Source organism: Luteimonas sp. KH_071, assembly GCF_057838005.1.
Map to the genome: position 1 here is coordinate 477544 of NZ_CM174458.1, position 25386 is coordinate 502929.

The 25386-nt window shown below is 62.9% G+C and carries 28 protein-coding genes; 15 read left to right on the forward strand and 13 right to left on the reverse strand.

Annotated elements, in window-relative coordinates:
- Window positions 1-298 precede the first annotated feature (298 nt).
- The 3 genes from AC3IRM_RS02195 (at window position 299) to AC3IRM_RS02205 (ending at window position 4788) form a co-directional block, all read left to right on the forward strand.
- Window positions 299-940 carry a hypothetical protein gene (locus tag AC3IRM_RS02195; RefSeq protein ID WP_394005092.1) on the forward strand — a complete coding sequence of 214 codons (642 nt, stop codon included), beginning with the start codon at window positions 299-301 and terminating at the stop codon, window positions 938-940.
- Window positions 941-995: 55 nt separating this feature from the next.
- The gene (locus tag AC3IRM_RS02200) at window positions 996-2120 is read left to right on the forward strand and encodes an XRE family transcriptional regulator (protein ID WP_489204665.1); all 1125 of its coding nucleotides are present in this window, start codon (window positions 996-998) and stop codon (window positions 2118-2120) included.
- Between the two features lie 73 nt (window positions 2121-2193).
- The gene (locus tag AC3IRM_RS02205; RefSeq protein WP_394005094.1) at window positions 2194-4788 is read left to right on the forward strand and encodes an AAA family ATPase; all 2595 of its coding nucleotides are present in this window, start codon (window positions 2194-2196) and stop codon (window positions 4786-4788) included.
- Window positions 4789-4971: 183 nt separating this feature from the next.
- Here the strand turns inward: AC3IRM_RS02205 and AC3IRM_RS02210 are convergent, their stop codons facing one another.
- The gene (locus AC3IRM_RS02210; protein WP_043766636.1) at window positions 4972-5397 is read right to left on the reverse strand and encodes a MerR family transcriptional regulator; all 426 of its coding nucleotides are present in this window, start codon (window positions 5395-5397) and stop codon (window positions 4972-4974) included.
- Window positions 5398-5438: 41 nt separating this feature from the next.
- Here AC3IRM_RS02210 and AC3IRM_RS02215 point away from each other — a divergent pair, with 41 nt between their 5' ends.
- The 3 genes from AC3IRM_RS02215 to AC3IRM_RS02225 are packed head-to-tail and all read left to right on the forward strand — an operon-like array spanning window position 5439 to window position 6296.
- Entirely contained in the window at window positions 5439-5795 is a 357-nt protein-coding gene (locus AC3IRM_RS02215) for a mercuric transporter MerT family protein (RefSeq protein ID WP_043766639.1), read from the forward strand.
- An 8-nt stretch (window positions 5796-5803) separates the two neighbouring features.
- Complete coding sequence (locus AC3IRM_RS02220) at window positions 5804-6091, forward strand: heavy-metal-associated domain-containing protein (protein ID WP_017355169.1); 288 nt, start codon at window positions 5804-5806, stop codon at window positions 6089-6091.
- Between the two features lie 58 nt (window positions 6092-6149).
- Window positions 6150-6296, forward strand: coding sequence for a GDCCVxC domain-containing (seleno)protein (locus AC3IRM_RS02225; protein ID WP_489205806.1), 147 nt, complete (start codon window positions 6150-6152; stop codon window positions 6294-6296).
- A 359-nt stretch (window positions 6297-6655) separates the two neighbouring features.
- Here AC3IRM_RS02225 and AC3IRM_RS02230 read toward each other — a convergent pair whose 3' ends face one another.
- The 11 genes from AC3IRM_RS02230 to AC3IRM_RS02280 form a co-directional block, all read right to left on the reverse strand.
- Window positions 6656-6868 carry a hypothetical protein gene (locus AC3IRM_RS02230; protein WP_043766647.1) on the reverse strand — a complete coding sequence of 71 codons (213 nt, stop codon included), beginning with the start codon at window positions 6866-6868 and terminating at the stop codon, window positions 6656-6658.
- 30 nt (window positions 6869-6898) lie between these two features.
- On the reverse strand, window positions 6899-9253 hold the full coding sequence (locus tag AC3IRM_RS02235; protein ID WP_394005095.1) for a heavy metal translocating P-type ATPase: 2355 nt from the start codon (window positions 9251-9253) through the stop codon (window positions 6899-6901).
- 173 nt (window positions 9254-9426) lie between these two features.
- Window positions 9427-9918, reverse strand: coding sequence for a DUF305 domain-containing protein (locus AC3IRM_RS02240; RefSeq protein WP_394005096.1), 492 nt, complete (start codon window positions 9916-9918; stop codon window positions 9427-9429).
- 158 nt (window positions 9919-10076) lie between these two features.
- Window positions 10077-11021 carry a copper homeostasis membrane protein CopD gene (gene copD / locus AC3IRM_RS02245; RefSeq protein WP_394005097.1) on the reverse strand — a complete coding sequence of 315 codons (945 nt, stop codon included), beginning with the start codon at window positions 11019-11021 and terminating at the stop codon, window positions 10077-10079.
- Window positions 11022-11030: 9 nt separating this feature from the next.
- Entirely contained in the window at window positions 11031-11414 is a 384-nt protein-coding gene (gene copC, locus AC3IRM_RS02250) for a copper homeostasis periplasmic binding protein CopC (RefSeq protein ID WP_489204666.1), read from the reverse strand.
- Between the two features lie 102 nt (window positions 11415-11516).
- Window positions 11517-11885, reverse strand: a complete 369-nt coding sequence (locus AC3IRM_RS02255; protein WP_489204667.1) for a four-helix bundle copper-binding protein — start codon at window positions 11883-11885, stop codon at window positions 11517-11519.
- A gap of 51 nt (window positions 11886-11936) precedes the next feature.
- Complete coding sequence (locus AC3IRM_RS02260; protein ID WP_489205807.1) at window positions 11937-12461, reverse strand: DUF411 domain-containing protein; 525 nt, start codon at window positions 12459-12461, stop codon at window positions 11937-11939.
- 14 nt (window positions 12462-12475) lie between these two features.
- On the reverse strand, window positions 12476-12988 hold the full coding sequence (locus tag AC3IRM_RS02265) for a nuclear transport factor 2 family protein (protein ID WP_489204668.1): 513 nt from the start codon (window positions 12986-12988) through the stop codon (window positions 12476-12478).
- Between the two features lie 82 nt (window positions 12989-13070).
- On the reverse strand, window positions 13071-14309 hold the full coding sequence (locus tag AC3IRM_RS02270; protein ID WP_489204669.1) for a copper resistance protein B: 1239 nt from the start codon (window positions 14307-14309) through the stop codon (window positions 13071-13073).
- Between the two features lie 5 nt (window positions 14310-14314).
- Complete coding sequence (locus AC3IRM_RS02275) at window positions 14315-16168, reverse strand: copper resistance system multicopper oxidase (protein WP_489204670.1); 1854 nt, start codon at window positions 16166-16168, stop codon at window positions 14315-14317.
- Between the two features lie 104 nt (window positions 16169-16272).
- Window positions 16273-16698, reverse strand: coding sequence for a CopL family metal-binding regulatory protein (locus tag AC3IRM_RS02280; protein WP_489204671.1), 426 nt, complete (start codon window positions 16696-16698; stop codon window positions 16273-16275).
- A 628-nt stretch (window positions 16699-17326) separates the two neighbouring features.
- On the opposite strand from AC3IRM_RS02280, the gene AC3IRM_RS02285 reads away from it, so the two are divergent.
- From AC3IRM_RS02285 to radC, 9 genes are all read left to right on the forward strand, one after another.
- The gene (locus tag AC3IRM_RS02285) at window positions 17327-18604 is read left to right on the forward strand and encodes a TolC family protein (RefSeq protein ID WP_489204672.1); all 1278 of its coding nucleotides are present in this window, start codon (window positions 17327-17329) and stop codon (window positions 18602-18604) included.
- Window positions 18604-19872, forward strand: a complete 1269-nt coding sequence (locus AC3IRM_RS02290) for an efflux RND transporter periplasmic adaptor subunit (RefSeq protein ID WP_489204673.1) — start codon at window positions 18604-18606, stop codon at window positions 19870-19872. The genes AC3IRM_RS02285 and AC3IRM_RS02290 overlap by 1 nt, the downstream gene beginning before the upstream one ends.
- Window positions 19862-20131, forward strand: a complete 270-nt coding sequence (locus AC3IRM_RS02295) for a hypothetical protein (protein ID WP_489204674.1) — start codon at window positions 19862-19864, stop codon at window positions 20129-20131. The genes AC3IRM_RS02290 and AC3IRM_RS02295 overlap by 11 nt, the downstream gene beginning before the upstream one ends.
- Before the next feature lie 179 nt (window positions 20132-20310).
- On the forward strand, window positions 20311-21267 hold the full coding sequence (locus AC3IRM_RS02300; RefSeq protein WP_489204675.1) for a DUF932 domain-containing protein: 957 nt from the start codon (window positions 20311-20313) through the stop codon (window positions 21265-21267).
- Window positions 21268-21270: 3 nt separating this feature from the next.
- Entirely contained in the window at window positions 21271-21588 is a 318-nt protein-coding gene (locus AC3IRM_RS02305; RefSeq protein ID WP_489204676.1) for a hypothetical protein, read from the forward strand.
- Between the two features lie 75 nt (window positions 21589-21663).
- A complete protein-coding gene (locus AC3IRM_RS02310) occupies window positions 21664-22650 on the forward strand; it encodes a YqaJ viral recombinase family nuclease (RefSeq protein ID WP_489204677.1) in 987 nt (328 codons plus the stop codon).
- On the forward strand, window positions 22644-23537 hold the full coding sequence (locus tag AC3IRM_RS02315; RefSeq protein WP_489204678.1) for a recombination directionality factor: 894 nt from the start codon (window positions 22644-22646) through the stop codon (window positions 23535-23537). Before AC3IRM_RS02310 ends, AC3IRM_RS02315 begins: the two co-directional genes overlap by 7 nt.
- Before the next feature lie 21 nt (window positions 23538-23558).
- Complete coding sequence (locus AC3IRM_RS02320; RefSeq protein WP_489204679.1) at window positions 23559-23717, forward strand: hypothetical protein; 159 nt, start codon at window positions 23559-23561, stop codon at window positions 23715-23717.
- A 120-nt stretch (window positions 23718-23837) separates the two neighbouring features.
- Window positions 23838-24341, forward strand: coding sequence for a RadC family protein (gene radC / locus AC3IRM_RS02325; RefSeq protein WP_489204680.1), 504 nt, complete (start codon window positions 23838-23840; stop codon window positions 24339-24341).
- A 79-nt stretch (window positions 24342-24420) separates the two neighbouring features.
- Here radC and AC3IRM_RS02330 read toward each other — a convergent pair whose 3' ends face one another.
- Window positions 24421-25347, reverse strand: coding sequence for a hypothetical protein (locus tag AC3IRM_RS02330; protein ID WP_489204681.1), 927 nt, complete (start codon window positions 25345-25347; stop codon window positions 24421-24423).
- Between the last annotated feature and the right edge of the window lie 39 nt (window positions 25348-25386).

Below are 25386 nucleotides of genomic sequence, written 5' to 3' on the forward strand. Positions count from 1 at the left end.
TCTACCGGTGGCCAACCGAGGCAAGAACGGTTGGCTCAGTCGAGAGGGAGGCGATGCGCGCACAAGCACTTCTTGTGGCTGAGATTGGCTGGGCTCCAGCTGGAAAGACGTTGAATATCATAGGTTTGTGAGGTTGCTGGCGATGCCGTGCTGGCCTGAATTGGGCCAATTTGGCGCCGAGGACGCGTGAGATGCTGGCGGAGCATGGCAGGGTGCTGGTCAGCGTGCAGCGCAAACTTCTTGTTTTCCTTCCTCAAATGAGGGAGGATTATCGGAAGTCCCCCGAGGCAGGCCCCCGATGCTCCAGAACATCCTTTACGACGCTCCCGAAGAAATCGTCAGCCGCCTGGAACAGTTGGGGGTCACCGAGGTGGCGCTCCGCGAAGCCATCTATCAGGGGCACCTGCAGCGCACCCGGTTGACCTTGAACCACCCCCGCAACTTCCCGGGTTTGGTCATGTGGGGCGAGGTTGTTGCCGCCCTGAGGGACCAGCTGAGGCCTTTGGACTGGATCCGGCAGGATGTCGGCAGCTTCCCGGTGACCGTGAACGAGTCGTTGAACCTGGCTATCGCGGTGGCCTCGGGCGACGAGGGGACGGGCAACCCGTATGCCCATCCGTCGAACCGTTCGAAGAAGGGCCGCAACACCGTTGAGGCCATCGAGGCGAATCGTCAGATGGTGCTCTTCGAAGAGTTCATGCAAGAAATCAAGGACGACGCCGAGGGCAACCAGACGTGGATATTGATGCACCACACGGATACGTCCAAGGGTGAGATCCGCTTTGAACTGTCATTGCCGGCTGAAATCGGTAATGACGGCAAGATCACGTCGTGGTCGGAACGCATCGTGCTCGGTAGCATTTCGTTTGACGATGACCTGGTGGAAATCCTCCAGCCGGGTGGTCCTGACATCGACATTGAGATCCGCCGCAAAGCGTGACGAGGCTGCTATGTTCAATGCTCTACGGCTTACCCTCGCCCGCAAACGGCGAGGGATGAAGAAGCGTGAGTTGGCCGAAAAAATTGGGGTAACAGAAAAATCCGTCTCCAACTACGAGACGGGCTCCCAAGAACCAGAGGCCAATACGCTTAGAAAACTTTCAGAAGCGCTTCGGTTCCCCGAAGCCTTTTTCTTTGGTGTGGACCCGGAAGTTCCTCACCCTGATGTGGCGAGCTTCCGTTCGCTTTCGAAGATGACAGCCAGCCAGCGCGACACTGCGCTTGGTGCGGGCGCTGTTGCCCTGCTGTTGAACGAATGGATTGAGGCGCGGTTCGACCTGCCAGACCCGGACGTTCCGGATTTGGGGCGCGAGGGCGGGGACAGTCGCCCCGTTAGCGTGCACGAGCACGCTCAAGAGCCAGAAGCCTATCCGACATCGTCTTCTTCCCAGACCCCGGAGACGGCGGCAGAAATGCTGCGCGCTCACTGGGGCATCGGCGAGTTGCCGGTCAAGAACATGATTGCCCTGCTGGAATCCAAGGGCATCCGGGTCTATTCCCTGGCAATCGATGCCAAGGAAGTGGATGCCTTTTCGATGTGGAGTGGCGGCCGGCCCTACGTGTTCCTCAATACGTTCAAGTCAGCCGAACACTGCCGGTTTGATGCCGCTCATGAGCTGGGCCACCTGGTGCTGCACCAACATGCCCAACCCCATGGTCCCGACCTGGAGCGCGAGGCAAATGCCTTCGCGTCCGCTTTCCTCATGCCGCGGGCGAGCGTGCTTGCCATGGCGCCGCGTGCCCCGACGCTATCGAGTCTCATCCGGCACAAGAAGCACTGGGCAGTCTCCGTGGCAGCGCTGAACTACCGGATGCATGCCCTTGGCCTGACAACTGACTGGACCTACCGCACGCTTTGCATCCAGCTGGCGCAAGCGGGCTACCGCAAGTCGGAGCCTGAAGGCGTGCCGCACGAGAAGTCATTAGTGCTTGAAAAGGTATTCGGTGCACTTCGCGAAGAAGGCTTGTCGAAAGCGGACGTTGCCCAACAGCTAGCGATCTTTTCTGACGAGATTAACGAGCTTACGTTTGGGCTGATGCTCAATGCATTGAAGGGTGGAGCGCCGAGAATGGCTGAGCCCGCTGCGGGAAGGGCTAACTTGCGTTTGGTCAAGGGCTAGTATCAGGGGTGCGACTTGGGCGGGTCCCTCGTAGCGCATGCTTGTGTTTGGATTCGCTAAGGGGCATTGGTCGATGGCAGCTGTGCATGAGGAATATGGACGTTTCTTGCAGTGGCTGCGAGACGCTCAAGCAAGTGAAGACGCCAGGCGCATTGCCAAGATTGTGCATGCGAACCTGGACACCATCATTCCCACCGTTAACAACGGCGGGCAGCGTGCAACCACGCTCACGCCAATCCTTCGGCGAGATCTCGCAGGCACCACGGATGTCATCGAGGAGACCCCTGCAAACGGGGCGGCAGCGCCGCTTCCTTGGACGCGACTGAAGAAGCTCTCGGTTGGCCCCTTCCGGGGCTTCCGACGGGAAGAGCAGTTCGACTTGTCCAAGAACATTGTGTTGTTCCTGGGGCCCAATGGCAGTGGCAAAAGCAGCTTGTGCGAAGCCATCGAGTTCGCCCTGCTGGGCTATGTCGAGGAGGCCACCGCCAAGCGCATTGAGGACTTGGACGGCTACTTCAACAACTTTCATGCTGGTGAGCACGTCGCGCCGCGGCTGTGGTCTGCCGGCGCCGACGATGGCGTGCTCGTGGAACCCAATCCCGAGCCACTGCGCTTCACCATCATCGAAAAGAACCGCATTGAAGGCTTCGCACGCCTAGCCGCACGGCCACCCGCACAGGCGAGCGCGCTCATTGCTGCGCTGTTCGGCTTGGACGGCTTCAACAGCTTTGTGGGGAACTTCACTGGTGACCTCGACAGCAGGCTTCGTCTGGCGACGCCCAAGGCCGGCGAGCTGGCTCTCAAAAATGCAGCGTTGGAGACGGCAAGGCTGAAGATCAAGGGGAACGGTGCCGCGCTTCAGGTGTTCAACGAGGAGCAAGAAGCGCTGGCGCATGGTTTCGAGGCTGGATTGACGTGGGCTCTACTTCTAGAGCGGTTGGGACTCCATGGGAAAGATGGGCGCTTGCAGCAAATCCATGCTGCATTACAAGAACAGTTGCTCGCATTGTCTGAAGCTGACGCCAGTGGCGTGGCCATGCTCAGAAAGTCTCTGCGGTCGCATCTAAAAAACCGCACCCAGAGTGCAGCCAACTTGGCGGGCAGAGCGGAGCAGGTGTCCTTCCTCGAGCTCTATCGAGCAGTGCACGCCCTCCAAGGTGAGCACGCCGCATGCCCCGCGTGCGAAACACCGCTGGACAATGTCACCCGCAACCCCTTTGAGAAGGCAGCAACTGGCATTGAGCTGTTGCGCGACTTGGCTCAACTCCAACAAGAGCAGCGAGACCTTGCTGAAAAGTGCACGCAAGTCTCAAAGTGGCTTCGCGACCAACTGAAAACTGCCCATAGATTCAGGCCATTTACCGGTGACGATATGGCGGACCTGGTGCAATGGATTGAGCAGGAAGAAGAGGTGCCTGTCTGGACCACTGTACTGATGACGCCAGCCATCTGGCGGGCAGTGTTGCGACACATCCGGGCACTGGAAGATCGTGATGCGGGTATCCGTCACCGGCAGAACCAAAGAGCGCTCCTTCAAGCGGAAGTTGAGCAGCTAGAAGAAGTGAGAGAGCAGGTTGAGGAACTGCGCACCCGCAGGCGGCTTCATGATGCCCACGTGGTGGAAGAGCAAGCCAAGATTGACGGGTTCGCCGAGGCCAACGCTGAACTGATTGCGGAAGTGGGAGCAGAGGCCACGGCCCTCGAGCTCGAGGTGCGTATCCAGGTGAGCTATGAGCACTACCTAACTGCCTTAAGGGCGTATCGCGATGGGTTGCCTGCTGGATTGCTTGCGGACTTGAGCGATACCACCAAGGAGCTTTACAACAGCTTCAACCCTCAAGACCACGCGAATGACATCCTGGCAGACCTGACGCTTCCACAACGCGGCGGCGAGCGAATCATGGTCTCTTTCGCTGGCACACCTGCAAAGAGCCACGATGCCTTGGCTGTCTTGAGTGAAGGACATCTGCGCTGCTTGGGCCTGGCTATCTTGTTGGCCAAGAACATCAAGCTGAACTTGCCGCTGCTGGTCTTCGATGACGCGGTGAATGCTATCGATCACGACCACCGCGAAGGCATCCGCGACACGCTTTTCGGCGATGCGCGTCTGCGTGAGAAGCAGATGGTCATTACCTGTCATGGCAACGAGTTCATCAATCAAGTCCAACAGAGGTTGGGCCAAGGCGCCTCAGCGCTTTACATACTCAAGCATCATGACGGTGATCATCAACCCCGTGTGTTTGGGGGCACAGATCGGCACTATTTGCGACGAGCTATCGAACGCTTGGAAAATAACGACGAGCGCCAGGCTCTGGCATCAAGCCGACAAGCATTGGAGAACCTCACGGCCAAAACGTGGAAGTCTTTGACCAATCGGGACGCTGACCTAGGCCAGCTCAATCTTCTTCTACGCGGCCCCACTGGCGAGCCTGAACTCAGGAATCTGGTGGATGGCTTGTCTAAGGCCGTCGCCACTGGTATCGAACAAGCGCGCCTCCCTGGGGAGGCATGGGCTCAGCGGCAAGAAGCTTTCACCGAGCTATTGCAACTACCGTGGCGCTACTTGAACAAAGGCACTCACGACGGAGACGGTGAAGATTTTGAGATTGCCATCGTCCAGGGGATGGTCAACTCATTGGGCAAGCTCAGCGCCTCCTTTCCCGGATAGGCAGGCTATTCCTCCCATTCCGAAGAGCTTCGCTCTCGGAGGAATCGCGAAGCCTTAAAAGGCTGCACGGGTGGCCCGCTGCGAACATGATTCACGAGCTCCCGGCGTCCCCCTCCCCCAAAAGCTGAAAAGAGCTTAATTGAGGGTCGGCAGGGATTCGTATAAAAACGGGCCGAAAGTGAGCTAACTGCCTGTCGCAGCTGGCTTTCTTGGCCGCTCCAGAAAATCGAGGGTTGGGCAGCACTCTCCCGCCGGCACTTGGGCGCACCGCGCTATTTTCTGTTCGAGATCCCTCTCCAGCTGTCGCAGCTCGCGGATTCGTAGACGGACATCGACGAGCTTTCGCTCGGTCAGCTGACGGGTCTGCTCGCAAGAACGTTCGCCTGTGATCTCTAGCAGGCCAGCGATCTCGTCGAGGCTGAATCCCATCATCTGAGCGCGCCGGATGAACTGAAGCCGATTGACATCGTTTTCGTCGTAACGACGCACGCCTCCTATGGGTCGCTCGGGTTGACGCAGCAGCCTACGTCGCTGGTAGTAGCGCACGGTTTCGACGTGCACATCGGCAGCCGCTGCCAGCCGGCTGATCGTAAACGTGTTCGGACGCACGGCTTGACTCCGTACCTAGGTACAGAGGCTAGTATGCTCTGATGCAAACAACCCCGACCAAATCGTCTGTTCCAGCCATCGTTGGCGCGAGCATCGCCGCCATTGGCGCATCGGTCTGCTGCGTCGTGCCGCTGGTGCTGGTACTGCTGGGCATCAGTGGCGCCTGGATCAGCACCCTGACAGCTCTCGATCCCTTGAGGCCCTGGTTCAGCGCCGCCGCCCTACTGTTCTTGGCCGTGGCGTTTTGGATGCTGTATCGACCGGCGGCACGGTGCGGTGTGGATGGCAGTTGCATCGCCCCGGACGCTCTGCGACGCAGGCGACGTTGGCTCTGGTTGGCGACAGGCCTCATCGTCCTGTTGCTGCTGTTTCCCTATTACATCATCTGGATTTTGTAGGAGGCACGATGCACAAGTGGATACTGGCCCTGGTGGCTGCTCTGTCGGTCGGTGCCGCTCTTGCGACGCCCGCAACCGTAGTAATGCTCGATGCTGAGAACATGACCTGTCCCGCCTGCGGCATCACCATCAGGAAGGCGCTGGAGAAGGTGCCGGGCGTGGCCGATGTGAAGGTGGACACCCGGGCTGAAACAGTCACGGTGACGTTCGAATCGAGTCAGACGGATGCAGCCGGAATCGCGCGTGCAGTCACGGAGGCAGGCTTCCCGGCCAAGGTGCGGACTGGCGGTGAGTGACATCAAGCTGGAAAGCATCTTGACCTGCCCGGAGTGCGGCCATCGGGCGACCGAGACAATGCCCATCACAGCGTGTCAATTCTTCTATGAGTGCACGGGCTGTGGAGCGGTTTTGCGTCCGCATCAAGGCAACTGCTGTGTGTTCTGCTCGTTCGGAACAGTGCCATGTCCACCGATCCAACAGAACAATCCCTGTTGTGGTTGAACCGCGGACTCCGGTAATAGTTGGACAGACAGGCTGCGAGATCGACTGTGCCACCCTGGAAAGCGCGCCGCTCAACCAGCGGTGTGCATGCGAAGTGATCGACATCCTCCGTCTGCACGAGTCGATCCGGGGGTGCCTTTCCGGAGTTCGCGACTGATCCCGCCGTGCACGCGCACCTCTTTTCACCCTATGCCCGTTTGTTGACCGGGCTGCGTTGGACGCCATGGGGCGTGTCGCAGCGGCGGGCGGTCTTCGTAGTTTGCAGGAAACCCGCGATATCGCCATTACATCCTGTAATGGGCTCTCGACATCGCAACCCATGATCCGGGCTCGACGGGCGGCGTCCTGGGTTAGGACTTTCACTTGACCGTCGACGGCCCGCGGTTGATCGAGGTCAACATCAATCCCGGCGGGCTGCTCCTCAATGCAGTGATGCTCGATGCCGTGCGCTCCTGCGCGCCGGCTGCGTGGAGCAGCTGGACCACGGCGGCGAAGGCCCGCAACGCGGCTGTCGCCGCCTGGCTCGACGATGCCCGGCAGCAGTCCGGCCGCACGCCTGCGAGTCTGGCCATCGTGGACAGCGCCCCGCGGGAGCAGTTCCTTTATCCAGAGTTCGAGCTGTACGCGGCCGTCGTCGGTCCCGCCGGGACCGACGCGGACTTCGCCAGGCGAAGGGCATTGGCCACCACCGATACCGAGCTCAGGCTCATCGCAAGCGCCGCGACCATCGGGCTCAGCAGGATCCCGAACGCGGGGTAGAGCACTCCTGCCGCGACCGGAACGCCCAGCGCGTTGTAGACAAACGCGAAGGTCAGGTTCTGCTTCATGTTGGCCACGGTGGCTTGGGAGATCTTGCGGGCGCGCAGGATGCCGCGCAGGTCACCCTTGACCAGGGTGATCTGCGCGCTCGACATCGCGACGTCGGTGCCCGTGCCCATGGCGATGCCGACGTCGGCGGCGGCCAGCGCCGGCGCGTCGTTGATGCCGTCGCCCGCCATCGCGACCCGCCGGCCTTCGCGCTTGAGGCGCTGCACCAGCTCGGCCTTGTCCTCGGGCCGGACCTCGCCGTGTACTTCGTCCAAGCCCAGCTCGGTGGCCACGGCCTGGGCAGTGGTGAGCCCGTCGCCGGTGGCCATGATGATGCGCAGCCCGGCGGCATGTAGCTCGTTGATGGCGGCGGCGGCCGAGTCCTTGATCGGGTCCGCGACCGCGACCAGGCCCGCCAGGCGCCCGTCGACGGCCAGAAACATGGCGCTCGCGCCCTCGCGGCGCATCCGCTCGGCCACCTCGACATGCACGCTGGGGTTGGCACCCAGATCCTCCATGAGCGCGGTGTTGCCCAGCGCCAGCTCGTGGCCGGCCACGGCTCCACGCACGCCCATGCCGGTCACCGAGTCGAAGCCCTCCACGCGGTCGAACTCGAAGTTCCGGCGCCGGGCCTCGGCGACGATCGCATCGGCTAGCGGATGCTCGCTGCCCTGATCCAGGCTGGCCGCAAGGTGCAGCACCTGGTCGGCATCGAAGCCCTTGAAGGCCACGACCTCACGGAAAGCGGGACGTCCTTCGGTGAGCGTGCCGGTCTTGTCGACGATCAGGGTGTCAATGCGGCGCATGTGCTCGATGGCCTCGGCGTCGCGGAACAGCACACCGACCTGCGCCGCCTTGCCCGTCGCGACCATGATCGACATCGGTGTGGCCAAGCCCAGCGCGCAGGGGCAGGCGATGATCAGCACCGAAACCGCGTTCAGAATGGCGTAGGTCCAGGACGGTTCCGGACCGAAGTTGCCCCAGATGAAGAACGTCGCCACCGCGATCGCCAGTACCGCGAGCACGAACCAGTACGCGACGGTGTCAGCCATTCGCTGCATGGGCGCGCGCGAGCGCTGCGCCTGCGCGACCAGCTGCACGATCTGCGACAGCACGGTGTCGGAGCCCACCTTGCCGGCGCGGATCACCAGCGCGCCGGTGCCGTTCTGGGTCGCGCCGATGACCTGGTCGCCTGCGGTCTTCTCGACCGGGATCGGTTCGCCAGTGAGCATCGACTCGTCGACGCTGGAGCGGCCTTCCACCACTTCGCCATCCACCGGCACCTTCTCGCCCGGACGTACGCGCAGATGATCGCCCACATGCACGTGGGTCAGCGGGATGTCCTCCTCGGTGCCGTCGGCATTGAGACGCCGGGCTTCCTTGGGCGCCAGGCCCAGCAGACCCTTGATTGCTGCGGATGTTTTCGAACGTGCCCGCAGCTCCAGCATCTGCCCCAGCAACGTCAGCGACACGATCACCGCAGCCGCCTCGTAGTACACGCCGACCCGGCCATGCTCGGTAAACGAGGCCGGGAACAGTCCGGGTGCGAGGGTGGCAACCAGGCTGTAGCCAAAGGCCGCCGCGACGCCGATCCCGATCAGCGTGAACATGTTCGGGTGCAGGTTTCGGATCGACTGCACGCAGCGTTGGAAGAACGGCCAGCCGGCCCACAGCACGACCGGGATGGTCAGGACCAGCTCGACCCATGTCTGCACATCGATCGAGAGCGGCAGGACCTGGGCGCCGCCCAACGAGACACGCGGGAGGTACTGGCCGAACATGGCCAGCACCAGCGTCACCACCGTTAGCGGGAGCGTCCACCAGAACCGCCGCGAGAAGTCGCGCAGTTCGGGATTGTCATCGTCTTCCAGGCTGGGCATTTCCGGCTCCAGCGCCATGCCACAAAAAGGACAGTTGCCTAGGCCCTGTTGTCGGACTTCCGGGTGCATCGGGCAGGTATAGATGGCGCCGGGCTGTGCCACCTCGGGCTCGTCCCGGGGTGACAGATAGCGTTCGGGATCGGCCACGAATTTCGCGCGGCATCGCTCCGAGCAGAAGTGGAACGCGACGCCCTCGTGGTCCGCGTGATGCGGCGTGGTCGCGGGATCCACCTGCATGCCGCAGATCGGGTCGGTAACGTGCTCGGCCATTGTCTCAGCAGCGTTGGTCGCGCCATCAGGGTGGGAATGGTGATGGGAAGACGGTGGGTTCATGCCTGATGCTCTTCAAATTGGAACGGACTGCGAAGGCCACGCCAGGCTGGGACACAAGCCACCCATCAGTCGCCTTCAGACACAACTGAACAACGTCTTGGTTTACACACCTACTCAAGACGGGATCTGATGCTCTCCATCTGGTCGATCTCGGAGCGCTGCGCTTTGGTGATGTCGTCACACAGCGCGAGCAATTCGGCGTCACTCAGTCTGGCTTCCCGGCACATGAGGATCGCACCGGAGTGATGGGGGATCATCGAGTCGATGAACTGGCGGTCATCTACAAGCGCCTGCGCGCGCGTTGCGCCGAACGAGCCGATCGTCAATGCGACAAAGATCGCGTGAAGGGCCCTGTTCAAGCGCTTCCTGGGGAACATGCCAGGCATGGTGGCGAGCATGAAGATCCCCATCGGAGCCCACATGGTCACTGCCATGTAGAACATGTTCAGGTTGTTTCGGAAGTCGCGGACACCATCGATCATCGAGAACATGACGATGTACATCACGGCGAGACCGAGCGCCATGTTGATCCAGAACAACAGATACGGACGACCCTTGCCATCGGCGTGCTTGTGATCGGTCCCTTGAACAACGTGTGCCATTTCGCTTCTCCTAGCATTGAAGGATCAAGTCCAACCCCGACATCCACCATCCTGAAAAGCTTGCACCGCGACAGTTACGGCAACGTGTGCGGTCAGGACCTTGTTATCGGGTGCATCGGACGCGTACAGGGGCTATCAGTCAGGCCTGCCAGCGAGTCTCATTGAAAGGTATGGTTAAGTGGGCTGAGCGTGCCGAGCACTGAAACAACGGTGAGGATCAGGATGGCCAGCGCAGCCTCAGCTGCAACGCTCTGCCGCAAAGCGCGCACCTCCTGTGCGGGATTTCCGCTGGCCAGCGCCCGGTCAAGGCGCGGCACCAGCGTCCAACGGTGCAGCGCTCCCAAACCGAGCATTCCACCGAACAAGGCAAGCTTGAAGAGCAGCAGCTTTCCATAGGTGCTCTGGACCAGCGTCGACAATGACCACCCGGTGAGATCACCGTAATGCGCGATGCCGGACACGATGAGCGCAGCAACGAAGATCGTTCCCAGCGTCGAAAATCCATGCAGGAAATCATGGGTTGATCGCAGACGCCCGTTGCCCGTGGCGTTCTTGCCGCGCAGGAGCATTCCCAGGAACATCAGCACCGCCGCGATCCAGCCGCCTGCAGCGAGAAGATGGACCAAGCCCGCAGCAAGCCGGACTGCGCCGGCCACGCCCTCGCCAGCGGCGGCGTGGCCGTTCCATGCCAGCGACGCGAGGGCGCCGCCTGCCAGCACTGCGGCCAGTGGAAAGATGGACGTCACCTTTCCGCGGCGACGATGCCAGCCGAGCCCAGACACCATGGCGAGGAGCAGTGCGCCTCTCGCCATGGCTGCGCGGCCTGCGGACGTCTCGAGCAGATACCAACCAAGCGATTCGCGATCAACCTCGCTGACCGGCATTCCCATGATGCCGGCGGTCTTCAACACCACATCGGCTCCAGTGAGCACGAGACCAAAGGCGGCACCCGCCAACAGAACGTCCAGGAGCGGCCAACCGGCCAGGGCGTCGACGAGTGCTGGCCGCCGCGCAGCGTACCAACCGAGCAGTGGAATTCCGAAGAGCACCATGAGAACCAGGTATTCAAGGAATCTCAGTGCATAAGCCGACAGGTCGAGCATTGCGAACCCTCAACGCACCGTGAAGTCGAAGCTGCCGGGCATCGGGTGGTTGTCGCCTCCAACAGCGCGGTACTCGACGGTATAAACGCCCGGATCCAATGGACGAGGCAACGTGGCACGCAGGGTCTTGCCGTCGTTGACGATCTCGGTCGTGAGATTCCCGATCGGCATGGTGGAACTGCCGTGCTTCATGAGCAGGTTGAGACGAGACGCGCGCGGAATCAGCGTCTCGTTGAACACGAGATCGATCTGGCCTGGGGAGGCCACCACCGCATTTGCTGCCGGCGTGGACTGCTGCAACGCCGCGTGGGCGTGCGCGACTTGCAGCGAAAACTGCCCTGCCGCGATTGCGAGTACGAGGGCGAAAGAGCGAAAGACGTTTGAAGACTTCATATGAACCTCTTTATGGATTGATGAAAAGCCCCGTTCGTGGGCGCCGTGCCTTGTCGAATCGGAGGTGAGGATCCCGCCATCGCAGGCGGGATCCTCGATGCATCAAGCTGCCATGGCGCTGCAGCTTTCCGCGCATCGACAACACGCTTCAGCGCAACGCGTCATCTCGGGGTCGTTCATGGCATCGCATGCATCCGCGCACTGGCGGCAGATCTCCGCGCAGGCACCGCAGATGACCTCGTGAACGCTTGCGCCGCGCAGCATTGCGTCGGCACTTGTCGCGCAGATATCCGCACACGTCGCCAACAGGGCGATGTGCTCCGGCGCTGCGTGGGGACCGCCCTTGGCCAGGCAGTGGTTGATGGTTTCCAGGCAAATCGCATGGCATTGCGTGCAGTTGTCGATGCACGTGTTCATGGCTTGGGACCGGTGATCTGCGGAATGGTGAGTCATGTGGATCTCCTGCTTCATCGCGGACGAGAATCGGCGCGCCCGCAACACCGCCCCTGTTGCTTGAATGCATCAGTGCTGTGCGAAGGGTTCGGTGCTTCCGTCGTGATGGACCAGCTCGACGGTGAAAGACTGCTGACGTCCTTTTGGAACCTCCATCCCCGGCGACCCAAGCGGCATTCCCGGGAGGACCAGACCACGCGCGTCGGGTTTTTCCGCGAGGAGGCGTTTGATGTCGGCAGCTGGTACGTGACCCTCGACGAGGTATCCACCGACCTCGGTGGTGTGGCAGGACCCCTTTGCATAGGGCACGCCAAGTCGCTCTTTGACCGGACCCAAGTCATTCATGTCGTGCACAACCACCGTGAAGCCCGCTTTCTCCATGTGCTCGATCCAGACACCGCAGCAACCACAGGTCGGAGTCTTGTGGACAGTCATCCGTGGCAGAGCTTCAGGATCCGCGTCGGGCGATGTTGCTGCGACCTGTGCGGCGGGTGCGATGGACGATGGGGCGGGGGTCGCTGCCTGAGTGCAGGCAGCCAGCCCGGTGACGGCAACAGCCAACCATGTCAGGCGGTTGAATTGAGGAGTTTTCATTTCGGGTTCTCCGCTCATGGCTTGGTCCGTGAGGACCAGTGGATGTGGACGATCTGCCAGCCGTCCGTGGTCTGCTTCAGCACCATGGTTTCGGTGCTCAGGACGGTCAGTGGTTTTCCTTCCTTCTGGGCGTGCAGCTCGCTTTCGGTTCCGATCCATACGAGCTCGCCAGCGGTTCGTGCCCGCTGTCGCAGCAGTTGGCGATGGACGTCCTTGAGGAATGCCGCATCGCTGGCAGCGTGATCGCCCATGTATTCCTCGCGAGTGCGCTCGGCGCCCCCGGACTCAAGAACAAGGACGTCGGGGGCAAGCAGCGCTTCGACCGTGGCCAGATCACCGCTCGACAGGGCGGTGTTGAACTGCTCTGCCACGGCAACCGCAGCCTGTGCAGCGGCTGGCACGTCTACAGCCGCAGATGCCTCTGCGGCAGGGTGGTGTTGTGCATGCGACCGTGTCGACTGCGCGGTTGCGGGCGATACGACGGCGAATGCCAGTGCGAGGGCAAGGGAGACTGATGTTGCGTTCATGCGTGGACTCCAGGAGGTCAGTGGGTGTGCGCTTGGCTGCACATGTCAGCCAAGCGCCCGCGGTTTCAGTACCCGGTTCCTGTCAGAACCAGATGCGGACGCCTGCCACGACCCGGGTGTCGTCGACATCTCCGGACTCCGCGCGACGTTGGTCTGCGGCTCCGCCGTAAGCACGCTCCCAGACCACGCCGACATACGGCGCAAACTGCCGATGAAGTTCGTAGCGCAGACGGAAACCGGCTTCGACTTTGTTCAACCCACTGGCGATTCCCACCGACGGATCGTCCTTGCTCCAGGCTTCGCCTTCGACCAGCCACTGACCGATCAACCGGTTGGTGAACAGCATTTCGTATTCGGCTTCCGCGCCCACCCCGATCTGACCGGACTCGCCGACGTAGGCCGTGGCGGAGACTTCGAATTTGTACGGCGCAAGACCGATCACACCGAGCGCGGCATACGTGCGCGACGGGTCACCGCCGAAGCCGAAGTCATGGCGGACACCAGCGACTGCGTCCCACCATCGGGCGATCGCTCTGCCGTACAGCACTTCCACATCCGCCGATTCAGTGGATCCGTCGGCACGCTCGCCCTCGCTGCGCAGCCAGAGCCGGTTCAAGTCGGAACCGACCCAGCCTTGTGCTTCCCAGGCCATACCGGTGCCGTCCTCGTCCGCATCCCACGCCTCGAGCCGGTCGAGCGCCCAGTAGGAATTGATCGATTCGCCATGCATCAGATGCTCGTCGAGGTCCGGGAACGCCGCAGCCCTATCTGCCGGCGTGACGACCGGGATAGGCTCGCGCGGCTCGGCCTTCGGCGGCAGGTCCTGGCTGACACCAGACTGATGGCCCATGGACGCGTGATCCATGGTCGAGTGGTCCATCCCCGAGTGATCCGTGGTCGAGTGATCCATGCCCGACTGATCCGTGCCCGAATGGTCCATCCCGGAGTGATCCATCGTGGAGTGGTCCATCCCGGAATGGTCCATCCCGGAATGGTCCATCGCGGAGTGATCCGCCCCGGAGTGTTCGCTGGTTTCCGAAATCGCAGTCCCGCGGCTCATGGCGCCGTGGTCCATGCTTCCGTGATCCATGGTCCGGTGATCCATGGTCCCGTGATCGTCGGAACGCTTGTCCTGAGAAGTCGGCAGATGACCGGCGTGCGGATCAGCAGGTCTGGACGACGATGGTGAAGCAGCCGGTTTCGCTGCCGGATGGTGCGCGGCGTGGTCCATCTCCTGCGCCCAGGCCGGCGCAAAACCGGCTGCGAGAGACAATGCGGAGAACAGTCCGATGGCCAACGGGTGGCGACTGGAAAGGATCATGGCGCTCATTCCTCCACCCGCACTTCGCGGAACATGCCGCCTTCCATGTGGTAGAGCAGATGGCAGTGGAAGGCCCAGCGTCCAAGGGCGTCGGCGCGCACCCGGAAGGCGCGCTTGGTACCCGGCTGCATGTCGATCGTGTGCTTGCGCACCATGAAATTGCCGGACTCGTCCTCGAGGTCGCTCCACATGCCATGGAGATGGATCGGGTGCGACATCATCGTGTCGTTGACCAGCACGACTCGCAGGCGCTCGCCGTATTTCAGACGCAGCGGTTCGGCGTCAGCGAACTTCACTCCATCGAACGACCATGCGAAGCGTTCCATATGGCCAGTCAAGTGCAACTCGATCGTGCGGCCGGGCGCGCGCCCGTCGGGGTCGGGGAACGTGCTGCGCAGATCGGCGTAGGTCAAGACGCGGCGACCGTTGTCGCGTAGTCCGATGCCCGGATCATCCAGCCTGGGCAAGGGCGCCATCGTCTGCATGTCGACCAGCGGGTTGCCGGTTTCAGTGGCTGGGTGCGCCTGCATCCCGCCGGCACCGTGGTCCATTCCGGCCATGCTCCCGCCGGCGGCCGTGCCTGCGGCCATCGACGACATGTCATGGCCGCTGTGATCCATTCCGACCATTGCACCGCCGGCCATTGCACCGTGCGACATCGAAGACATGTCGTGACCGCCGCCGCCCATTCCGCCGTGGCCCATATCGGCCATGGTGAGGAGTGGCTTGGGGTCGACGTCCGGCACGGGCGCCCGCAAGCCTTCCCTGACGGCCAGCGTGCCGCTGATGTATCCGGTACGCCCACTGTCCTGGGCAAAGATGGTGAACGCATCCTGCCCGGTGGGTTCGACGATGACGTCAAACGTTTCAGCGGTGGCGATGCGGAACTCGTCGACCGCGACCGGACGGACGTATTGGCCATCGGCAGCGACCACGGTCATCTTCAGGCCCGGAATGCGCACATCGAAGTACGTCATCGCCGAGCCGTTGATGAAGCGGAGGCGGACCTTCTCTCCCGTCCGGAACAGTCCGGTCCAGTTGCCAAGCGAGGTCGTGCCATTCATCAGGAAGGTGTAGGTGTTGCCGTTGACGTCCGAAAGGTCGGTCGGTGTCATCCGCATCTGGCCCCACATTTTGCGGTCTTCGACCGTGGCAGCCAGGCCGTTCTGCTTCACGTCGTCGAAGAAGTCGCCGACCGTCTGCTTGGAGAAGTTGTCGAAATCCGACCGCTTCTTGAGCCGGGCGAACAGGCGGGCCGGATCCAGATCGGTCCAGTCGCTGAGCAAGACCACGTAGTCGCGCTCATAGGCAAAGGGCTCGGGCGCCAGCGGCTCGATCACCAGCGGCCCGAACAGGCCGGCCTGCTCCTGGAAGCCGGAGTGGCTGTGGTACCAGTAGGTACCGCCCTGCACGACGTCGAAGCGGTACTGATAGGTTTCGTCGCGGTCGATGCCGTCGAAGCTGAGCCCGGGCACGCCGTCCATGTTGGCCGGCAGCAGGATGCCGTGCCAGTGGATGGATGTCTGATGGCCATGGATCGAGCCGGCGGGCAGGGCATTTCGGACCCGCAGGTTGACCGTGGTGCCCTCGCGCCAGCGGAGCAGGGGGGCGGGAATCGATCCGTTGACCGTGATCGCCGTTCGCGTGGCGCCGGTGAAATTCATCGGCGTTTCGCCGATGGTGAGGTCGAAGTCGGTGCCCGAGAGCACGTTGGGTACGCCTTCAGCCTGGACGGCCCAGCTGGAACGGGGCCACAGGCCGAACGCCGCGGCAGCGCCGCCGAAAGCAAGGCCCTGGACGAAACGACGACGGGATGGGGCAGACAGCCCCTCGGCACGGCCGAGAGAATCGGATGACATGGGAACTCCGGGAAAGGTCGGGGGCTCGCAATGCGAGCGCTACCCTGTCGGTGCGACAGCAGCAGACAGGGTCCATCAGCGCCCTGGCGGGCGCGAAACGACACTTAGCCGATCGGAGGTCGGAAGAGATTGGTCAGGACAGCGGACGGGTGCCCTGACAGGAACGATTCGGTGGTTTTCCGGTAACGGAGCGCGAAGTCCGCGAGCGCCGGCGCATGGATTGCCGCAGCGCAATGATGCATGCATGCGCAGCAGTTGCTTGCTTCACAGCAATCTTCCGAAGGAGATCCTTCCCCTGCATTGACCGTGACCTGCGAGCCATGGTCCTCGTCGTCCAGCGGGGCGGCCGCCAAGGCTTCGTGACAGGCGGTCATCGCTTCGGCTGTCGTCTGAGCGGTGCTCATGGAGGTATCACCACCTCTTGAGTCACTCATGTGCTCAACATGCACGGACGCACCAGCGATGCCCGAGCCGTTCGCCAAGAGGGCAACGATCAGGAACAAACGCATCAGGAGTGCGCGGACAGCCATGCGCCGGAGTATACGGATGGATATAAACAACGGATGAATGTAGCGGCAACGTACCGGTTCCAAGTCATAGGCATCCCCCAAAGCGAGTGCGGGGACCGCACCCAAATACCTTGAACCTGTATGCGCAGACAGAGAGTCAACCTCTATTCCGGTTGGACTTTTGGGACTGTATAACCGTCCCATCGAGCGCTAGGATTCGCCGATGATTCGGGCTCCCCGTCGCAAACCATGGTTTCGAGCAGCCCTGCTGGGCCTGCTCGCGCTGTGTCTTGCGGTGCAGCCGGCCCTCGCAGTGACCGGCGACCTGCATGAGCTACTTGATCATCCCGAACAGGCCGCGCTGCAACTTGGCGGCACGGAACATCATGACGCCGCTGGGCCCGCGGACGAGCCGGCCGAGTTGCTGCATACGTTGCTCCACGTCGCCCACTGTTGCGGACAGGTCGTAAGTTTTGACCCGTTGATCCAAGGCGCCGGCTGGACGCCCACAGACGATTCGCGCCCTTCGAATCCCGCGCCCGCGCTGCAGCTGCGGCGCGGCACTCCGTTCCGACCTCCGATCCAAGCGTAAGGCGCGACTGGCCGACCGGCCACCCGCCCCCCTTCTGCTTCATCCGGAGAAACTCCCATGCAATTGCGACTCACGGCCTTGGCCGTGTGGGTTGCGGCGTTTGCCGTGGCCTGGCCGGCGGCTGCCGCCGAAAGTTTGACGTTGGACGCTGCATTCGAGCGCGTCGCCCGATCCCATCCTGACCTGCGGCTGTTCGGCCCACGAGGCGAAGCCGTTGCGGCAGAGCTTGATCGCGCGTCATTGCGGCCCGCGTACGTGGCCGGCGGCACCGTCGAGAATTCGCTCGGCACGGGCGATGCCAGCGGCTTGAGTGGCGCCGAACTGACCTTGACGCTTGCGTCCGTGTTCGAGCGTGGCGGCAAGCTCGACGCCCGGCGCACGCTGGCGCAGAGCCGGATCGATGCCTTGGCCGTCGATCGGGAGTCACGCCGACTGGACCTGCTCGCGGAAGTCGCGCGACGCTATCTGGCTGTGGTCGCCGCGCGGCAGCAGGCCGTAATCGCGCAGCTGGACATCGAGCAACGTCAGCGCACTGTAGCTGCCGCCCGGCAGCGTCACCAGGCCGGCGCATCTCCGGAGTCGGTGTTACTGACCGCACAGGCAGCGCTGGCGCGCGCCGAGCTGGACCAGGCGCGAAGCGACCAGCAGGGCGTCGCCGCGCGCCAGCATCTGGCGGCGATGTGGGGTGAGCAGGCACCGGACTTCGAAGTGGTGCAGGCGGACGCGCTGCAACTGGCTGACGTGGCGGACTTCGCCACGCTGGCGCAGTGGCTCGAGCGCAATCCCGAACTGGCGCGCTTTGCGGACGCGCGCCGCATTGGCGAGGCGAGGCTGCAGCTGGCACGTACCGAGAGCACGGCGGATGTCGACTGGCAGGTGGGCGTGCGCCGCTTGCAGGCAACCGACGACTTCGGCCTGATCGCCGGCATTTCGATTCCGATCGGCTCGTCCCGCCGTGCGCGGCCAGGCATTCGCGCGGCCGAAGCTGAGCTGGCCGGCCTGGAGATCGAACGCGAAGCGGCCGGCCTGTCGCTGTACTCCACGCTTGCCGAAGCCCACGGGCGCTATCGCGTTGCACAGTTGGAGGTATCCCGCCTCGATGAGGACGTGCTGCCCATGCTGGCGCGCGCCGAAGCCGCATCGGCTCGTGCATACCGCGCAGGTGCCGCGAGTTACCTGGAGTGGGCGACGCTCCAAGCCGAGCGCACCACGGCCCTGCGGCGGCAGCTCGACGCCGCCTTGGAGGCCCAGCGTGCCCTGATCGAAATCCAGAGGCTCACCGGCCAGGCGTTCGTCGCTGGCCCGGCGCCCACGTCCGAAGGAACCACCCCATGATGTCTGCTTCCACATTCCGCCCCTTGGTCGCTGCCCTCGCGTTCGCGTTGATGCTTGCGGCCTGCGGTGGCGACCACGATGCCAACGACGGCCACGGCCATGCCGAAGAGGGCGGGCAGGCCGACGGCGAAGAGGCCGGCAAAGGCGAACACGGCGGGCGCCTGCTGGAGCAGGACGGCTACACGGTGGAGTTGGCGATCGCCGAGGACGGCACGCCGCCCAGGTACCAGGCTTGGCTGTACAGGGATGGCAAGCCGCTGCCGGCCAGCGAGGGCAACGTCGAGGTGAATCTCGAGCGCCTGGGCAACGTGGATGAGCAACATGTGCTGGCACCCCAGGCAGACGGTAGCCTGATGGCCACGAGCATCGTCGGCGAACCGCATTCGTTCGACGTCGAGGTGCGGGCCACGATCGACGGCCAGCCGCTGCGCTGGACCTATCCCAGCTACGAAGGCCGCACCGTGATCGCGGCGGCCGTCGCCGAGCAGTCCGGGATCAAGGTCGCACGGGCAGGCGGCGGCACTATTGCCGACGAACATGAAGTCCAGGGCTTGCTGACGCCGGTCGAAGGCCGCGTGGCCAGCGTGACCGCGCGCTTTCCCGGTCCGATCCGCAGCCTGCGCGCCAACGTCGGCGACCCCGTGAGGGCAGGGCAGCCCCTGGCGACCATCGAGAGCAACCTGAGCCTCAGCACCTACACGGTCAGCAGCCCGATCACCGGCGTGATCACCGAGCGCAACGGCATGGTTGGCGGTGTCGCGGCCGAAAGCGCGCCCCTGTTCGAGATCGCTGATCTTTCGGAACTGTGGGTCGACCTGCACATCTTCGGCTCCGACGCCCAGCACATCCGTCCCGGCGTGCTGGTGACGGTGACCCGACTCAGCGACGGCACCAGCATCGAGACGATGCTGGATCGGGTGCTACCCGGTACCGCCACGGCCAGCCAGAGCACCGTGGCCCGCGCCACCATCGACAACCGCGACGGCGAGTGGCGGCCCGGAAGCGCTGTCAAGGCGCGCATCACCGTGGACCGCGAGCCGGTCGACCTCATGGTGCCGTTAGCCGCGCTGCAGACGTTCCGAGACTGGGACGTGGTGTTCGTGCGGGTCGGCGACACCTACGAGATACGGCCGGTGGAGCTAGGCAAGCGCGATGGCGAGCGGGTGCAGATCCTGTCCGGACTGGAGCAGGGCGCGGAGGTGGTGATCGAGCAGAGCTACCTGGTGAAGGCCGACATCGAGAAGTCGGGAGCCTCGCATGACCACTGACAATCGCGGCGCACTCGAGCGAATCATCAGCTTCGCCATCGCCGCTTGGGCGGGGCCTGGGTGGAACTGCGGCCTGAGCATGAAATTCCAGGCGAGTCCCGACCCGGGCAACGCTCGTACGACGGGGCAGAGTGAAAAGAGCAGCGATATCCCATTCAAAAAAATCTCATCCACATATCACCTGATTGAAGCCAGTAAGGTCTGGCTTTGCGCAAGGGCACAGCGCTCCCTGTGCGCCTTCATCGTGGACTCCGTATGAGTGAGAGGTCCGAAGCGATCTACTGCATCCTTGTAGTAGTCGCAACTGCTCTGGTGAGCGTTGCCAAGTGCGTCCATCGTCAACGCCCAAAGTTTCCGTGATTCAACCCGTGAAACACCACAAGGCCCGGCAATCGCCGGGCCTTGTGCGTTTATGCCCATGACTAAGGAGAGAAGACGATGCACCTGGTTGAAACAATGGCCTATGCCGGCGAGCGGCCGTGGCACGGCCTCGGTCACAAGCTCGCGCCGCAACAGCCCATCGATGTCTGGAAGCGTGAAGCCGGAATGGACTGGTCGATCGAAGAGTCCCAGGTTCGCTACGTGGTCGGCAAGGACGGAATCGGAGCCATCAACGCCTTTCCGGATCAGAAGGTTCTGTATCGGTCGGACACGCAAGCGCCCTTGTCTGTCGTGTCCAAGCGATACAAGGTCGTCCAGCCAGGCGAGATCCTGGAGTTCTACCGCGACCTGACCGAAGTGGGTGGCTTCGAATTGGAGACTGCGGGTGTCCTGCGCGCAGGGCGCAAGTTCTGGGCTTTGGCCAAGACCGGGCAGAGCACGGTGCTGAGGCGCAAGGATCGTGTCGATGGCTACCTGCTGCTGGCCACGGCCTGCGACGGGACGCTGGCGACCACCGCCCAGTTCACATCGGTCCGGGTGGTGTGTAACAACACCCTGGCCATCGCGCTTGGTAGCAACGCGGGGGCCGTCAAGGTGCCGCATCGCAGCCAGTTCGATCCCGAAGTGGTGAAGCGCCAACTGGGCATCACCGTGTCGACCTGGGACTCTTTCGTGGCACGGATGAAGGCCTTGGTCGATTGTCCGGTGGATCCCGATTCGGTCGATGGGCTGCTGCGCCGAGTGCTGACCTACCCGAACCCGGACGGGCAAGGCTTAGCCGTCAACGAACAGGCGGTCACGGTAGCCCGCGCGCTGTACGACGGAGCAGGCAAGGGCTCAGATCTCGCAAGCGCCCGTGGAACGGCCTGGGGCGTCCTGAGTAGTGTCACCGAGTTCGTCGATCACCACCGGCGCGCACGGAGTGACGACCATCGCAGGGATGCGGCTTGGTTCGGGGCGGGTGCCCAGATCAAGCAGCGTGCATGGGACGAAGCAATGAAGCTGGTGGCCTGAGCGATGGACGTCGATCAGCTCGACGTTGCATACATCGCCATCGGAGCCAAACAGGCGTTGGACAAGAGTGGTGCGCCGTACGAGAGGGTTCCGTTCCAGGGGGAGTTGGGTTACGTCCAGGCCTGCATCGACCAGGCCGAGCTTCTGGCTCGCGCCTGGCAGACCTGTAGTGCCGTGTTCTCAGGCGTCTGGTGTTACGAGGTCGCTGAGCCGTTCGGCGTTGCCTTCGGCAAGCATCTGCTGGCAGGCGGCGGCACTGAGGCTGCGGAGCGCATCTTGAGTGATGTTCTTGCGTCTGCAATGGCGACAGCGCCCGAGTAGGCACGTCACCCCTAAGCAAGCCCATAGTCCCGGCCCCCGCAAGGAGGCCGGGCTTCATTCATTGGAGGATTGGAAATGAGCAGATCGGCGGCGATACGCCTGGTCGACACGCGCTCCTTGGAGCGAGACCAGTGGTTGGAAGTTCGCAAGCAAGGGATCGGTAGCTCGGATGCAGCGGCTGCAGTCGGACTGTGTCCGTACAAGAGCCAGTTGGAGCTGTGGTTGGAGAAGACCGGCAGGGCTGGTCGGAACGAAGAGCCGGGGCAGAGCGATCCCATGTATTGGGGCACGCTGCTGGAGCCATTCGTGGCTGCTGCCTACACGGAGCGAACCGAGCGCAAGGTGCGGCGCATCAATGCCGTACTGCAGCACCCAACATACAGCTACATGCTGGCCAACATCGACCGGGAAGTCGTTGCGGCGACCGACGTCCAGCTCCTGGAGTGCAAAACGGCAGGGGAGTTCGGCTCGCGGTTGTGGCGGGACGGGGTACCGGAATATGTCCAGCTCCAGGTCCAGCACCAACTCGCGGTGACGGGAAAGCAGGCCGCGGATGTCGCCGTGCTCTTGTGCGGTCAGAAGCTTGAGGTCCATCGGATCGAGCGCGACGAGGAAGTGATCTCACGCCTGATTGTGCTCGAGGCCAGATTCTGGGAGCACGTGACCCATGACACGCCGCCCCCGGCCGATGGAAGCGAATCTGCCGCCAAGGCGCTTAGTAGCCTGTATGCCGACAACGGCACCAGCATCGACTTCAGTGAAGACGCCGAGCTCTCAGCCACCTTCGACGGGCTGGTGCTGCTGCGCGACGAGATCGCCCAAATGGACAAGCGAGCAGAACAGATGCGTCAGCAGCTGGAGCAGTCCATGGGGGATGCCTCCAAGGCCATCTTTCAAACGGGCGAGATCACCTACAGGCGCTCCAAGGACGGCTCCAGCGTCGATCTCAAGGGGCTGGCTGAGACTCACCCTGAGCTCGTGGCCCAGTTCACCGTTGAGCGTCCCGGTTCCCGGCGGTTCCGGATCATCCCCAATCAAAACGTAGGAGCAACGACATGCTGAAAGGCTTGGCGATCACCCCGCCCGTGGTCGGGCGGATTTCAATCGGCCGCGTGGTCGAACGCAACGGCAAGCGCCTGCCGGAGAAGGACGATCAGTTCACGCTGACCAGCCAGATCCAGAACCGGGAAGGCTGGGTGCTGCATCCGCTGGACGAGACCTTACGCAAGGATGCCGGAGGCAAGCTTCGCTCCATCCCGATGCGGCTTTTGTTCGACGACCCCGGACTGAATCTGCGGGCCGACTACTCACTGTTTGATCGGGCAACCGGCCGCCCCGTGTGCGTGGGCAACGGGGAGACGAGCCGCCGGATGGGCAAGGAGGGCGTCACGCATGAGACCTGCTCCGGGCCCGATGGTTGCCCCTTTGCCAAGGGCGAGTGCAAAGCGTACGCGCGCTTGAACGTGAGGGTGGGGGACGACGATGAGCTTGGAAGCTTCGTGCTCCGCACCACGTCGTACAACACGATCCGGACGCTTGCGGCCCGCCTGGCGTACTTCGATGCCGTCTCGGGCGGGCGTCTCGCCTGCATGCCGTTGGAACTGAAGCTTCGTGGCAAGTCCACAACGATGAGCTTCAGGTCGGCGATCTACTACGTCGATCTGGTCGTTCGATCCGGCATGACCCTGGAAGAGGCGATTGTCGAGGCGAGGAATCTTGATCAGTCCCGGCGGGACGCCGGATTCGAGCAAGCGGCACTGGACGAAGCTGCGCGACGAGGCTTCGCGAACGGATCCTTCGAGGATCTGGCAGACGACGTGCCGGCAGTGGTTGAAGAGTTCTACCCCGACGATGTGTCACGGGAGGACAGGCCAATCACGAACGGGCGTGCAGGCCTCAACTTGCATGACCGCTTGGAGAGCAAGGTCGCTCGCTTGAGCGTCAGCTGATCAATCAAGGGAGACGTGGCAATGCTGAAGGTGATTGGTGGGGCCGTGGTCTATGGCTTCGCGCTGTACGGGCTCAACAGGTTTGTTGAACAGATGAAGGCCGCGCAGCGCGGCAAGCAAACCGTGGAGTCGATTGATGGTGGGCAAGTGGCGGTGCCAGAGCATGCCACCGCCGGGTAGGAAGGAATACCGAAACGGCACGGTGCAATGGCGCAGCGAGACGGAACAAAAAACAGGGGCGCGGAAGCGCTCTTTTTCTTGCAGTCAGATCAAGGCGTGACGTTCCATCAAGGAGTTCAAATGGAGGCACAGAACCTGGGCTTAGCCCCGTTGTATGTTCGAAGCGGGTCGCGATCCTACAAAGTAGCCAGCGCCGACGACGTTCTGGAGGTGGCGCGCGCCGTCATTGGGCAGAGAATGCAGCGTGGAGCCGCGTTCTCGGATCCCCAGACTGCCAAGGCGTTCTTCCGTGACAAATTGGGTGGACTGGAGCGAGAGGTCTTTGCTGCTGCGTTCCTCGATACCCGCCACCGCCCGATCGAGTACATGGAGTTGTTCCATGGAACCATCGACGGCGCGGAGGTCCATCCGCGGGAGGTGGTTCGTCACGCGCTCCGCTGCAATGCCGCAGCGGTGATCGTGGCGCATAACCATCCGTCGGGCTCGGAAGAGCCATCCGCTGCGGATCGCGCAGTCACCGCACGGCTCAGACAATCGCTGGCCTTGGTCGACGTGCGCCTGATCGATCACGTGGTGGTCGGTGGACTGAAGACGGTGACCCTGGCGGAGCGTGGCTGGCTTTGATCGCCCGAATTTCGAAGCGGACGAAAGAAGCTTGACGAACTTGCCCGCCAGCCATGGAGGTTGGCGGGCTGGGCTGTCTTCACTTTTTTTCTTGATCGTTTCCATGCTTGCCGGTTTCGTTGAGCACCGCTGCTACGAGAGATCGCCCTACCAAGCGCACGGGGTCGAACGAGAACACGTGTTCCAGCGGCGCATCATGGCACCGGCCAACCAGACGGTCTGGAAAGGCGGACCGCCCATGGTCGAGATCCACCTCGGCGGAGCAGATCGGACACATGCCCCAATGGCGCACGACGGCGAACTGGCGGGATTTCAGCTTTCGGCCTGGTGCGGGCATGGTGCGAAGCTGGCCGTAGAGCTCGTTCCAAGCTAGAAAAGACGGCCCCGCCATGGTGACCCGCTGTGTGGGCAGATGGAACACCGGCCGCGACAACGACCAGAGTCCGACCGTCACCAGCATCGCCAAAACGAGCTGAGCCAGTGTTGCGGTGGTGACAGGGGCGCCGCGGCTCCATGAGGAGAATAGCCAGAACCAGGCGAGTCCAATCAGCACCATGTTCATGGCGGCGCTGCCGATGAGCACGTAGCCGCGCCAGGACTGAATCGGGAACGGCCGGCTGCCCACCACCAGCCTGAGCCACAAGGCAGGCCTGACGGGATCCATCTGGTAGCGCACCAGGTTCGGATCGACCTCGGGCGTCGCGATGTCCTCCTCGGGCTCAGCCTCAAGCGTCGGCCGAAACTCGAAGGACAGCCGGGAGGGTAGGCCACGGCCGCCGCCTTTCTTGACCACGAGGTAAGGGGTCAGGGTGCAGCCAGCCAAGACGCACCGCTGTCGGAGCTGCTCCTGTCGAGAGTCCCACCAGTTCCCCAGCTCAGTCGCCCGAAACGCCTTGGAGGCGCCATCTCCCACCCCTTCGAGCCGCTGAAGCAGCGCTCGTAGCGTCGTGGTGTCCGTCTCAGGGGGCGATTCACCACGCGAGATGGCGGTCAGGGTCGTGTCCATGACCTCCCGGAGGACCCTGGGGTTGCGCTGTTGGCCTCC